The sequence below is a fragment of the Vibrio sp. 99-70-13A1 genome, from assembly GCF_013114625.1.
In the GTDB taxonomy this organism is placed as follows: domain Bacteria; phylum Pseudomonadota; class Gammaproteobacteria; order Enterobacterales; family Vibrionaceae; genus Vibrio.
Genome location: NZ_VTXD01000017.1, coordinates 22734 through 35651 on the forward strand (window position 1 = coordinate 22734; position 12918 = coordinate 35651).

Below are 12918 nucleotides of genomic sequence, written 5' to 3' on the forward strand. Positions count from 1 at the left end.
AAGATAAAAAGTAGAAATGGGAAGGTTCAACCGTGAATAAGTGGCACACCAGGTTTAATGTTTGGATTAATAAACTTTACCGTCGATTTGCTTTTTCTATGCAGTGGCTGTTTTTGGCTCTGATGGGGGCATGGCTTATCTATGGAGACCCATATGGTTTGGGCAGTGCGAGTGAACGTGCCGCAGAAAAAGCAATTTATCGTGTTGTTTCTGGTCAATATGATGCATCTGAAAGTGAGCCTGGAATTTTAGTCATCCTTTTTAACGATAGAGCCATTGATAATCTTTACCCCTACTTATGGGAGTCAAATGATTGGCCGCTATCATACAGCGATCAGGTCAATTTACTTTCAACAATCATGGTTAACCAGCCACTTGCCGTTTTTTATGATGTTATGTGGATGAAAAAACGCTCTCTAGATCCAAGTTATGATCGAGCTTTAAAAAAAATACAAGCAATCAAAACGGAAACGAACGTACCGCTGTACTTTGCAAAAGGTACCGACAATTCCAATATGGATGAACGCATTAAAGCGGACATTTCTTCGTTTGCACAGTTAGCTGTTAACGGTTGGGAAGGGGAAGGGGATTTATACCCGCTATATGTGGGTGATGGAATACCCACAACAGCGACTGCCCTTTATGATGCATATTGTCGTGAAAAAAAATGCTTACCTATTTCAGATAAAGGTGCCTCCGCGATGAGTGTCCGTTGGAACTCGAATGCGGCGGAAGTTCTTCTGCCACATAGAAATACTCAGTGCCGTGAGCGTGGCACATTAATGGATGTATCGACTCGAGTTGTCTCTTCCGTCGTACATAACATTGTGCCTTGGTTGACTAAAGAAGTTTACTTACAACTCTGCCCGCCGCAAAGGGTGCTCTATGCTGATGAGTTAATGACAATGGTCCGTTCAACTAACCTTCAAGAACGAGAGCAAGCTAGGAGAATAGTACAAGATTCAATTGTATTAGTTGGGGGACAAATAGAAGGGATACATGACTATGTAGTTTCTCCTGTTCATGGTGCTTTACCAGGCGTTTTTTTCCACGCAATGGCGCTTGATAACCTGATTACCTTTGGTCATTCGTATACAAAAGAAGATGACAATGTTGACCATATCAACTTCATGATTTGGCTTGTGTATATCACCTTATTAGTCGTCATTAAAACATTCGCGGAAACGTCAACGGTATTGCAATGGTTACATACAAGGCTATGGCTGATGAGCAGTGTCTTCGTCATTCTTGTTTTAACCGTCGTTTTCGGTTGGTTTAATTATGCGCCATCCAGTTGGTTGGCTATTTTGGCTCTAGGTTGGGTCGGTAATGAACTACTTGACCGGCTCGATAGCCATTATGGGGAAGAATTTGAGGAAAACCGTTAATGATTACATTAAGACGTACAATCAAGTTTCTACCTTGTTTCATCCTGACTCTTTTAGCATCATTCTCTGCAAACTCATCGGTAATGATTGAAGAATGGCTGGAACCTGTTATTGAATTCAAAAATTTAGAAGGTGAGTGGTCGTTAAAATCAGCAAAGAAACTGCCACAACCGCCGCTTATTGTAAAAGACGAAAAAGGGAATCTGCTCTTGGTTAATATAAGGAGAGTTGGCATGGTGTGGGTTCCTCGAACCTCCGTTCGCTTGAATGAAGAAGCATTGCAATTAGCTTGTCAGGAAACCAGTACAGTAAAAGCCAAGGATTACAAAAATTTTGGTATGCGTGGTGAAGACGATAATCAGTTTACTTGTCTAGCAGTAACTAAACAGTAATCGTTAGCGTAAGGATACGTGATAAAGATGAATCGATACGGAATGTTGAAACATAGATTTACTATTCATTATAAAGCTCTAATGCATGAACCGTTGTTGAGTAAGGTTCTGATGTGCAAAGAGTTTACACTTAATGAGTTTGTATTTAAGGGGCTTGTGTTTAAGAAATTAGTATATAAAGAGATTACGTATAAAGCATTAATGTACAGCCTGTTATTCCTTTCATCCTTTCCTGCATTTTCTGAACAAACCATCACCATTCCACATTTCCAACTAGAAGTTGGAGATTCCATGCTAACCATGCACAGTCGAAAGACGACATTAAGAGAACGCGATGGCAGCCATAAGCGATATCATGATGTCCGAGAGGAAGGGTTCGTTCGTTTTGTGCTACGTCAAAAGCCACAAACAAATGAGCAGCAACGTTGGAAGGTTAACTATTTAGAAAATTTCAAAGGCAGTGGTCAATATCTAAATATGAGTTATGAAAACCGTCGTTTGATGGGCTCTTCAGCAGTAGCATTACTGCAAGATAACCATTGGCAGCTTATTGAAGAAGACCCTGGTGATGAAATCTATGATGGCTACACCGATGATGATAGACAACATTTCATTAAAGCGGTAAATGCTGGTAATTTTTATGACGTAATGTCGACAATCATATCTAGTCACAGCTACACACGGGATAAAACTTACCCTGTGGATGAAAAATATACTCGAGGTCTAGGAGGGAAATCCACGGTTAGGTTAGCCGATGTGACTGAAAAGTGGGGCAAGCCAGTTGCGGAATTTGTCATCGATATTGAAACCTTTAAAGGTAAAGAAACATTAACGCCATGTCGCTATCAACTTACTGTTTTGAAAGATGATGGAAGAATTACGGACATTACCTTTTCCTGCGACCTTAAGCTGGTTCAAGAACCAAACTGGGTAAGCGGGTTTATTGTTGAAAGGTTAAGTTACTCTTATGGGAATCGCTCAATCAGTGAATTTTCACCTGAACCAGTACTTAATGTTCACCCTCAGGGAGAAGTCACCGCAATTCAATTTATTCCAGAAACCAACTTACTCGCATATTTAAGTAAAGGGAGAGACAGCAATAGCTCAAACTGGCTCACTTTTTGGGATTTAACTCAACGTAAAACGCTCTATTCAAGCCCTGCCAGTGGTGATCAGCTTAAGTTCGACGCTGAAGGCAGTACGCTTTCCGTGGTTAGCGATGACCGGTTTATTGAAAACTATGTATCCATTTCAGATAAGTTTAGACCATTTGGACAGGTTGTTGATTTCGATCTTGAAAGGGGAATTAAATCGGCAACTTCATTTGGTCATTACACATTAACCCTTAATGAAAAAGACGAAATTGAACTCTTTAACTCTGGTTATAACTCTAAACAGACGCTGCTAGAACTTAAAAAAACCGCGAGTCAATTAACGGCGAGAAATGATGGTCGAGTTCTTGTGGTTTCTGATGATGGGCACACCAGTTTATACAAATTGAACGTTAGTCACGAAAGCTGTAAGGGCGGCCGGGATTTTACTCAATCATGGTGCTCGAAACCTGATGTAACGTTTGAGATAGAGCAAGAAGCTATAACATTAGGGCAGCTGTTCACTGGCGACTCACAATCAAACCCTAGATTAGACTATCTGGAACTTCATCCTAGTTTACCTAAAGCCATTTATTGTTCTTCAGAATATGAACGATGCGGATTACTGGACTATGAGCAAAAATCGATAATTGAAATCAACACAAAACGCCTCAGTTTTAGTCGTGATCATGATTTGCTAATCAGCCGGAATGGTCAATATAACTATCAAGGTGAGTGGGAGTTTGGTTACGAATCGCCATGGTCTTTGGTAGAAAATAAAGCTCAAGCACTCGATGATGATAAAAAAATACTTTTTGCTGGTGGTGAAAAAATCATAGGCAATAATTTTGAACCAGTGATTGAGCTGATCGATAAAGATGAGGGGATCGTGCTAGACCAAATTCACTCTCAGGTCGATCCCATTGCCGATATTTTTCATTATGGTTCATCGCTTTACTTAGTCAGTCATGATTATCTTGCCGGTAAAACTGAAATAAAAGAGGTCAACTTAGACACTCTGGAAGTGATCAGTGAAAAATTGCAATTTATTGCAAACGAGATTTCAATAGACAATGACGTCATGCTGATTCGATCACAGGCAGTGAACCTGCTCATTAGTATGGAAGGCAACTTTCCACCAGTCCATTTACCCAGAAAAATAGTCGATTTGCATTGGATTAAAAATGGTCTCCTGTATTTAAGTGATGATAATGCATTATATAAATACTCTTTACTGGATGGTATGGAGCACTTAGTGCATCAGTTTAGCGAAGCCGTGTATGAGGTTGTTTCCCTGAATAAAAATGGGACGGATTACGTTGTACGAGCCGCTGGAGGGCGGTTACTTTTGCCTAATCACGCAAAAGAGCTGAAAGTTGGCTATGTAAATGCGCCATATTCAGCATTAATCAGTAACGGAATTGAAGACGGCTTCATCGCGACTGGTTTGATTGAAATGGGTGACTTCTATAATGCCTCGATTCCGTTGATTAGCCGATTTAATGCAAAAGGGGAGAAGGTCGATACCTTTGAAGCAAATTGGGGAACGACTACCGCTCAACTGGTCACTGATAACAAACAGCTTTGGTTAGGGGACGAAAAAGGCTCGATTACAGTAAGAAATATGGCGTCTGGGACCATTACAGAAAGTTTTCGCGCCCACAACGGACAAGTAACCGCGATGCTTGAACTCGATAACAACTTGATAGTATCTGCATCGGCGATGGGAGAAATTAAGTTCTGGCGATCCGATAGAGTTGGGTTGTTACCCATTCATCAGAGGATGTCTACATCCTTCCCTTTACTTGAACATGATATTGCAAATAGGCAGGGTAAGCTTGCGCTGACAATGGTCGTTGATAGTTCCGGCGAAATCGTATTGAGTACTCCAGAAGGTTACTATTGGGGAACTCCCAAAGGCATTCACAGGGCAAGTTTCGTCAATAAAAAACAGCTATTTGATTACCGTCGCTATGATCTTTGGCTTAATCGACCTGATATTATTTTAGAACGCTTGGGCTATTCAGATAAAAGCCAAATCAAAATGTGGCGGAGTATAGTGAAAGCTCGTCAAAACAGAAGTCCCGGTTTTAAACCTGAATTGAATTTTAAAGACACTAAAGACTTTCAATTTACAGTTACAGGTGAGGCAAGTTTTAAACAACAAGATGATGTGACATTAGAGTGGACGATGTCAGAAGACTTTAATGGGCAATTACACGTTCTAGTCAATGAAACGCCTGTATTTGGTTCAAAAGGGCAACCCATTTCAGGAGCGTTAGGAAGTCTACACATTGAACTCTCTTCAGGATTGAATACGATACGCCTTTTTGCCGAGGATGAAGCGGGTAATAAAACAAGAAGCCAAACAGTAAGCTATTTCCGGTCTCAAATAAAACGTAAACCTGACCTCTATATAGTAAGTGTCGGTGTTTCTAAATATCAGCATCAAGAACTTAATTTAGACTATGCACGCAAAGATGCAGAAGACATGCTGTCACTATTCCAAAACAGCCAAGCTTTCAACAAAGTAAACAATTTGTCACTTCACGATGAAAACGTAACTCGTGAATCAATGGAACAAGTCAAACAATTTGTGAGTCAGGCGAAAGCAGATGACCGCTTAGTGGTTTTCTTCGCTGGTCATGGATTTCTAGATAAACAGGAAAAGTACTATTTTGCAGCACATGATGTTACCCCTGATAATCCAGAGGTTAGGGGGATAAGTTATCAGACTATTAGTGATGTTATTGATGCTTCTCCATCTCGTTACAAGTTATTGATGCTGGATACATGCCATTCTGGTGAGGTGAACGCATTTGCTTCTAGCAACACTTCAAAGCTTGCAGAAGGGGTTGTCAGTCGAGGTTTTAAAGTGAAGGCTAGAAAGCCAACCCAGCAGGACGGATTGAACCAGTCATACCAAAAGCTACAAACGGCATTTGTGGATTTACGAGCATCAACGGGAGCGGTTGTCATTAGTGCTTCAGGAGGTTACGAATTTGCTCTTGAAAAAAGCAATATTGGTAATGGAGTGTTTACTTCTGCCGTTATAAAAGGGCTATCTGATCAAGCTGCAGACTTAAATAACGATGGAATTATTCAAACATCCGAACTTCGAGAATTCACTTATTCTGAAGTGAAAAGGCTAACTGATGGGCAGCAGCAGCCCACGACAAGAAGCTATAATTTAGACACGGATTTTGCACTTTATTAGCGTAGCGACTGCGATGCCAGTCTGAGGCAATACCTAAAGTCGAACGCCTTTTTGATTAACGCTAACAGCAGCGAATTAGTTCCACTGACCAAACAGCCCATCGTCTAGCTATCGCAATTATTTGATTTCACTTTATACTATGCGACTAGATGACATGCTCTATGACTTGTATGTCACATGCTGTTACATTGCATGAAGGCATAAGGCTTTACATATTGGGCTGGGCAAAGAACAATCCCAGAAAATACCCCTACAAAATAATGTACTTGGAATTATGAATAATACTAGTAACAAAAAATCGAACCCATTGTTCGAGATTCTTTTTAACGTTTTTCTACCTTCATTTATCCTAATGAAGTTCAGTGGTGATGAGCACCTAGGTACGGGTTTAGCTCTTATCGTCGCATTAGCATTTCCGATTGCTTATGGTGGTATGGAGTTAATCAAAAACAAGAAGTTTAATTTTATTGCGGCTCTTGGTTTTGTTAGCGTGTTACTGACGGGCGGAATTGGTTTATTCGAGTTAGATACTCGCTGGCTTGCATTGAAAGAAGCATTAATTCCTGGCTTGATTGGTTTAGCGGTTCTGGGGTCTACCTTCACTCGTTACCCATTTATTCAGAAAGTTATCTTTACACCAGCTCTTCTAAATATTTCTCTTATCCAGGAAAAATTGAGACAGTCAGGTTCAACGGAACGTTTTGAACGCTGCTTAATGACATCAAATTATCTATTTGCCAGTACTTTTGCTTTCTCTTCAGCAATGAACTATTTCCTTGCGACTTGGATTGTCACCAGCCCATCAGGTACTGCTGCTTTTAATGAAGAACTTGGTAAGTTGACTCTTTATAGTTACCCTGCAATTGCCATTCCGAGTATGTTGATGATGTTGGGGATTTTCTATTACATTTGGCGTCAAGTACGTGCAATGACATCGCTAGAAACAGAACAAATCTTTATTACAAAGTAGTTTTAAAGTCTTCATAAAAAGCCCAGCAGAGATGCTGGGCTTTTTGTTTTTACAGAATAGGCAGTGTAGTTATTTTCAGAAATACCTTTGGGGGAGGTAAAGATATTTTCCATACGCAAACTACTTACTTGGCTGTTGTAATACTTCAAGTGCCAAACTTACTGCTTTATCTATACTTTCTCCGCCTGATAACTTACCTGAACTAAATGGACCCAATACGCTAGCGTACAGAGTTAGTTGTTTATTAAATGGTAGGCTTAATTGCTCATATAAAGCTTGGCGGATTTGGGCATGTTGTTCAGGAGCATGAACAGAAAGCCCTTTTAACGTGTCATAAATCAAAGTAGTGGTTGCGTTCATTGTTACCGTAATCGTTTGCTTGGGGGATGTTAATTTTATAATCACTCGATACCATTTTACTGTGATATATGTCATACAATAGTGCAAATGTGTTTTTGAATGAAAAACTACCACTTTTTATACCTTAACAGAGTTACCTCACTATCTTATTGCTCTCCTAAACCCCTCTTGGAAATACATCTGTTTCTAACGCTTAACCCCTGAATAACGCCTAGTCTCTAAATATTGAATGTGTACGTCCATTTGACATAAGTAGAACAAGTATTCTACCATGCGTGTAGAATACTTGTTCTACCAGCGAGTGGTGAACCACAAAGGTTAGATATTAAGGAACGTTATGCTTAGAGAACAACTTGCAGCCAGTCTAGAGGAAGCATTTAGCCAATGGGGCTTTGCAGAACCTAGCGTGGCACAGCTTAAAACAGCCTGTAATGTCAGCCTTCGAACGCTGTATAAATATTTTCCATCTAAAGAAGCGATGATCGTAGGTGCATTAGAGTTCAGGCATCAACGTTACCTACAACTGTTACGAGACAATGCTCCCGAGCAAGGTAAAGAAGCCATCTTTTTTATATTTGATCAGCTTGAAATGTGGATGGAACAGTTTGCTCCTCATGGGTGCTTGTCTATGAATGCTATTTCGGCTTTTCCAGATAATGAACTTATTAATTTAGCGGTAAAAGAACACAAAAAAGAAGTCCAGCTTTTACTCGGAGAGCAAAGCCAACAACCCGATTTATCGGTCGCCTTACTTCTATTGCATGAAGGGGTGTCGAGCGCATGGCCTATTGTCGGTAAAGAATCCGTAATATCAGCTAAATCTGTCGCATTACAATTACTCCATACACCTAAGTAGCGTTTACTGAATACAGCTAAGTAGTGTTTAAGACTATATTTGAAGGAAACAATGATGAATACCGTACCAAGTGAAATGAAAGGGTTGCAGCTTGTAGGGCATGGCGGGCCAGAAATGTTGGATTTTAACGAGCTGATTCCAGTACCTCAACCCAGTAAAAATGATGTCTTGGTGCGAGTTACTGCGGCAGGTGTAAACAACACCGACATTAACACGCGTATTGGCTGGTATTCAAAAAGTGACGACAGTGATGACGCAAGTTGGTCTGGTGAAGCTTTAAAATTCCCACGTATTCAAGGGGCAGATGTGTGCGGAATAATCGCGGCTGTTGGATCAAACGTTAGCAAAGAGCGGATTGGTGAAAGGGTATTAATTGAACCTTGCTTAAGAGAAGTGAATAGCAAAGAGTTAGAATCCCCTTGGTATTACGGTTCAGAGTGCGATGGCGGATTCGCAGAATATACCGTTATTGCTAGCCAGCATGCGTTTGCTATTGATAGCGATTTGACTGATTCAGAACTCGCTTCATTTCCTTGTTCTTATTCAACAGCCGAGAATATGCTTACAAGATCTGTCGTGACAGCAAAAGATACGGTTTTGATTTCTGGTGCTTCTGGTGGTGTTGGCTCTGCGGCTATCCAACTTGCTAAGGCGCGCGGTGCATATGTTATTGCAATCACTAGTCCAAGTAAGAATCAGCAAATTTTGGATCTTGGAGCGGATAAAGTAATCCCTCGTAATGCAAACTTGGTGGAGGCATTAGGCGAAAATAGCGTTAATGTTGTGGTTGATCTTGTTGCAGGTGACCAATGGCCACAGTTTTTACAAGTCCTAAAGCCAGGCAGTCGTTATGCCGTTTCGGGTGCAATTGCAGGACCTCTTGTGGAGTTAGATGTAAGAACACTCTATTTAAAAGATTTAAGCTTCTTTGGCTGTACAGTGTTGGAACCTGAAGTTTTCCCAAATGTAGTCAAGTGTATTGAAGAGAAAAAGATCAAACCAATTGTGGCTCAAACTTTCCCATTGCAGGAAGTTGCAGCTGCACAAGATACGTTTTTGAAAAAAGATCATGTTGGTAAAATTGTACTGACTGTTTCTCAATAACGTTTGGATTGTTCGTTAAATTTAATAATAATCATATGGTTATATTCAATTGTTAAGTGAAAAAGGTCATTGCTTTAAACGAGCCGTGACCTTTTTTATATCTAATAGGCATTTTAATTGTGTGCAATTTACTTGTGTGATATTTAGTTTGCGATTAGTATTGTTTTAAAGATTGGTTGTGCGCAATTTAATTTGTGTTCTTTAGCTAATCACCAATTAAAAATATAAGGAAAACGCATCATGCAAGCACTTTACACAACATCAGCAACAGCTTTAGCGGGTCGCAATGGTCAAGTATCAACAGATGACAATAAACTATCTTTAGACTTGAGTTACCCAAAAGAAATGGGTGGCACAGGCGAGGCGACAAATCCTGAGCAACTGTTTGCCGCGGGTTACTCTGCATGTTTTTCAAATGCAATTTTGCACGTAGCGCGTGAAACTAAAGTAGCAATTAAGGCTGCACCAACGACTGCAACTGTTGCAATTGGTCCTAATGACAATGGTGGTTTTGCTTTGGCTGTGAGCCTATCTGTAGAATTAGAGCTTGATCAAGAAGACGCAGTTCAACTTGTAAAAACGGCACATCAAGTATGCCCATATTCAAATGCGGTACGTGGCAACATTGATGTAAAACTTACAGTGAACGGTGTTGCGTTATAATCTCAGTATGTAAAGCCTATTGATTTTAAGTGATAGGCAGCTGACTGAAATCTGATTACGACGTTTAGACAAATTTTAAAGGCTCATACTGAACGACTCTTTTGAGTTAAAACAGTATGAGCCTTTTTGTGTTCGTAAACCTTTGGTTAATCAGTACAAATAAGAAACAGTTAAAGATGAAAGATCTGATAAAGAGAAATATATCGACTGATTTTAGTAGGAGGCATCGCTAAGTAAGTAGATAGTGGTAACATTATTCCTTAGGATTATCGAATACACAGTTATTATCTTTCTCGTATTCCCTCAACTTAAGAGATTCAGCTTTGGCTAAAAAATATTATGTAGTTTGGAAAGGTCGTAAGACGGGCATTTTTGATACTTGGGCGCAGTGCCAATCGCAAGTAAACGCGTTTGCGGGAGCAAAGTTTAAATCTTTCCCAACCTTAGCTGAAGCTGAAAGCGCATTTGGAAATAAAGCTGGCGATGCGAATGGTTCTGCTCCCACAAGTAAACCTAAGTCATCAAGTAAGCCCAAGAAACCTAAGCTCACTCAGACACAAATTGAGAGCATGCCGCTAGATGTGAAAATCTTTACCGATGGGGCGAGCGAACCAAACCCTGGTGAAGCGGGTTCTGGTATCGCTATTTATCAAAATAATACATTGACTGAACTGTGGTATGGAATCTATCAAGAGATGGGCACTAATAACACGGCTGAGTTGAATGGGCTATACCAAGCCTTGTTAATTGCAAAAGATAAGATTAATCAAAATTTGAGTGTGGGAATTTTTTGCGATTCTATGTATTCAATTCAATGTATTACTCAATGGGCCGCAGGGTGGCAAAAGAAAGGTTGGGTAAAAGCAGGGGGCGAGATTAAGAACTTAGATTTAATTAAAATGATGTTTTCACTTTACCAAGAACTAGAAAAATCTATCGAAATTCATCATGTGAATGGTCATGTAGGTATTGAAGGTAATGAATTGGCGGATCGCATGTCTATCATCGCAATTGAGTCAAAAGAACAAGATCTAAGTTTGTACCGTGAAACCATGGATATTGCAGAAATTCTCGCATCACGTAGAGGCTAGCAAGGATGCGTTTAGATAAGTTCATCTGTAAAAGCACGGACCTTACAAAAGAAGAAGCCTTAATTTCCATCAACAAAGGTGAAGTTGCCGTAAACGAAGTGGTTTGTTTGGATGAATCAAAACAAGTTCACAAAAATAATACCGTAACTCAGAATGGAAATGTTCTTATTGTCCGCCCGTTTCGATATATCTTGATGAATAAACCATCGGGAACGATTTGTTCAAATGTCGATGAAGCATACCCATCACTTTTTAACTATGTAGACGTAGATAACTCATCAGAGCTTCATATTGCCGGTAGGTTAGATGCGGATACAACTGGCTTGGTGTTAATCACGGATGATGGACATTGGTCTTTTAATATCACAGTACCGACTAAGCAATGCCATAAAGTATATCGAGTAGGGTTAACTCGTCCTATTGCTGAAGATGTAGCTGAAAAATTTAAGCATGGAATTAAGCTACAAGGTGAAAATCACCTGACTCGCCCAGCGATTTTAGAAGTTGTGGGACCGAAAGAAGTACTTTTAACGATTACTGAAGGCAAGTTTCATCAAGTTAAGCGTATGTTTGCTGCCGCTGGAAATCGTGTCGCTTCTTTGCATAGAGAAAAGATTGGTCAAGTTGAATTAGATGTTGAAGTTGGTCAATGGCGTTACCTGACGAGTGAAGAAGTCGCTTCATTTATTCAAAACTAGATTTTCTACTGCTCGTATTGAACAAACTCTTCTGAATCACGGGCATTCAGAAGAGTTTGTTTAAGCTTAAGCTCATCTTCAAAAAAACAAGTATTATAAAATCCATTCTCGCAAACCTTATTCTCTTAGAGTTCAGTCTCATAAAGCTTCGTCTCATAAACCTTTGGCTTGGACTCTCGCTTGCTTGATTGAGGTAATGACTTGAGGCAGTAAAGACATCATAATCATGCCGAACATTAGGCTGTATTGCGTGATAGTAAATGACTCACCTAATAGAACCATTCCCGCTGTAATGCCAGCAATCGGATTCGCAATTCCCCCAAATGTAAAATCAACCACCGACATTCTTTGCAGCAACCACACATACATGCCGTAGCCCAGCGCAGTGTTCAGGCAAATTACCCATAGCAAGCCTAACAAATTCCGGCTGTCGAAACTCGCGAGTGAATTGACATAAGGTTGAGGGTCTATAAATGCATGAATCATAGTGACGACTGAAAGGATGACTCCACCCATGATGAGTTGCCATGTTAATACCGTCCACCAATGCATACGGTCACCAAGCGATTTGGTAATACTGCTGCCGATAATAATGCACAAAATAGCCGCAAGCATTGCTCCCAGACCAATAGGGTTAAGGCTGATTTGACTTGGGTTGAACAACATCCATGCTAGGGCGATAAGACCAGTTCCTGCGATAGCTTGTTTTAAATTCGGTCGTTGCTTCTTTACAATCCAATGAAATAACATGGCAAATACCGGAACTGAAATCATCCCGACGCCGGATATTGCAGAAGGTAAGGTCAGAGCCATAACGAAAATTAGCCCGAAGAAGGTCGCAATGTTGATTAAACCTAAGCTGAATATGATCGGCCATTGCTCTCTTTTAGGCAAACTAGGTTTGATCATGAGAAGTAATAAACCTGCGGGTAAAGCACGTAGAGCGCCTAAAAGTAGCGGTGACCAGCCTTCAAGTGTGTATTGAGTTACAGCATATGTTGTACCCCAAAAAAATGCGGGGATCATGGCAAGTAATATATTCATTTTAACTATCTTAACGTAAAGATAAATCGATAGTTGAACTCTAT

At 40.2% G+C, this 12918-nt stretch carries 11 protein-coding genes; 9 read left to right on the forward strand and 2 right to left on the reverse strand.

Annotated elements, in window-relative coordinates:
* Positions 1-32 precede the first annotated feature (32 nt).
* The 4 genes from F0226_RS12115 to F0226_RS12130 all read left to right on the forward strand — a co-directional run bounded on the left by F0226_RS12115 (position 33) and on the right by F0226_RS12130 (position 7058).
* Positions 33-1388, forward strand: coding sequence for a CHASE2 domain-containing protein (locus F0226_RS12115; RefSeq protein WP_171735881.1), 1356 nt, complete (start codon positions 33-35; stop codon positions 1386-1388).
* On the forward strand, positions 1388-1780 hold the full coding sequence (locus tag F0226_RS12120; protein ID WP_171735882.1) for a hypothetical protein: 393 nt from the start codon (positions 1388-1390) through the stop codon (positions 1778-1780). Before F0226_RS12115 ends, F0226_RS12120 begins: the two co-directional genes overlap by 1 nt.
* 156 nt (positions 1781-1936) lie before the next feature.
* The gene (locus tag F0226_RS22745) at positions 1937-6088 is read left to right on the forward strand and encodes a caspase family protein (RefSeq protein WP_171735883.1); all 4152 of its coding nucleotides are present in this window, start codon (positions 1937-1939) and stop codon (positions 6086-6088) included.
* A 274-nt stretch (positions 6089-6362) separates the two neighbouring features.
* Positions 6363-7058 carry a VC0807 family protein gene (locus F0226_RS12130; protein WP_171735884.1) on the forward strand — a complete coding sequence of 232 codons (696 nt, stop codon included), beginning with the start codon at positions 6363-6365 and terminating at the stop codon, positions 7056-7058.
* 120 nt (positions 7059-7178) lie between these two features.
* Here F0226_RS12130 and F0226_RS12135 read toward each other — a convergent pair whose 3' ends face one another.
* On the reverse strand, positions 7179-7418 hold the full coding sequence (locus F0226_RS12135) for a PAS factor family protein (RefSeq protein ID WP_171735885.1): 240 nt from the start codon (positions 7416-7418) through the stop codon (positions 7179-7181).
* 337 nt (positions 7419-7755) lie between these two features.
* On the opposite strand from F0226_RS12135, the gene F0226_RS12140 reads away from it, so the two are divergent.
* From F0226_RS12140 to F0226_RS12160, 5 genes are all read left to right on the forward strand, one after another.
* A complete protein-coding gene (locus F0226_RS12140) occupies positions 7756-8274 on the forward strand; it encodes a TetR/AcrR family transcriptional regulator (protein WP_171735886.1) in 519 nt (172 codons plus the stop codon).
* Between the two features lie 51 nt (positions 8275-8325).
* Complete coding sequence (locus F0226_RS12145; protein WP_171735887.1) at positions 8326-9378, forward strand: alcohol dehydrogenase family protein; 1053 nt, start codon at positions 8326-8328, stop codon at positions 9376-9378.
* 240 nt (positions 9379-9618) lie between these two features.
* Complete coding sequence (locus F0226_RS12150; RefSeq protein WP_171735888.1) at positions 9619-10041, forward strand: organic hydroperoxide resistance protein; 423 nt, start codon at positions 9619-9621, stop codon at positions 10039-10041.
* Between the two features lie 323 nt (positions 10042-10364).
* Positions 10365-11132: a ribonuclease H family protein gene (locus tag F0226_RS12155; protein WP_171735889.1), complete on the forward strand. Its 768-nt coding sequence runs from the start codon at positions 10365-10367 to the stop codon at positions 11130-11132.
* 5 nt (positions 11133-11137) lie between these two features.
* The gene (locus F0226_RS12160) at positions 11138-11830 is read left to right on the forward strand and encodes a pseudouridine synthase (protein WP_171735890.1); all 693 of its coding nucleotides are present in this window, start codon (positions 11138-11140) and stop codon (positions 11828-11830) included.
* Positions 11831-11983: 153 nt separating this feature from the next.
* Here the strand turns inward: F0226_RS12160 and F0226_RS12165 are convergent, their stop codons facing one another.
* Positions 11984-12874 carry an EamA family transporter gene (locus F0226_RS12165; RefSeq protein ID WP_171735891.1) on the reverse strand — a complete coding sequence of 297 codons (891 nt, stop codon included), beginning with the start codon at positions 12872-12874 and terminating at the stop codon, positions 11984-11986.
* Positions 12875-12918 lie beyond the last annotated feature (44 nt).

What these genes read in the sequence shown, in the direction of transcription:
- F0226_RS12120 (WP_171735882.1), top strand. Translation starts at nt 1,388, where the DNA reads ATGATTACATTAAGACGTACAATCAAGTTTCTACCTTGTTTCATCCTG.
- F0226_RS12130 (WP_171735884.1), top strand. Translation starts at nt 6,363, where the DNA reads ATGAATAATACTAGTAACAAAAAATCGAACCCATTGTTCGAGATTCTT.
- F0226_RS12135 (WP_171735885.1), bottom strand. Translation starts at nt 7,418, where the DNA reads ATGAACGCAACCACTACTTTGATTTATGACACGTTAAAAGGGCTTTCT.
- F0226_RS12140 (WP_171735886.1), top strand. Translation starts at nt 7,756, where the DNA reads ATGCTTAGAGAACAACTTGCAGCCAGTCTAGAGGAAGCATTTAGCCAA.
- F0226_RS12145 (WP_171735887.1), top strand. Translation starts at nt 8,326, where the DNA reads ATGATGAATACCGTACCAAGTGAAATGAAAGGGTTGCAGCTTGTAGGG.
- F0226_RS12150 (WP_171735888.1), top strand. Translation starts at nt 9,619, where the DNA reads ATGCAAGCACTTTACACAACATCAGCAACAGCTTTAGCGGGTCGCAAT.
- F0226_RS12160 (WP_171735890.1), top strand. Translation starts at nt 11,138, where the DNA reads ATGCGTTTAGATAAGTTCATCTGTAAAAGCACGGACCTTACAAAAGAA.
- F0226_RS12165 (WP_171735891.1), bottom strand. Translation starts at nt 12,874, where the DNA reads ATGAATATATTACTTGCCATGATCCCCGCATTTTTTTGGGGTACAACA.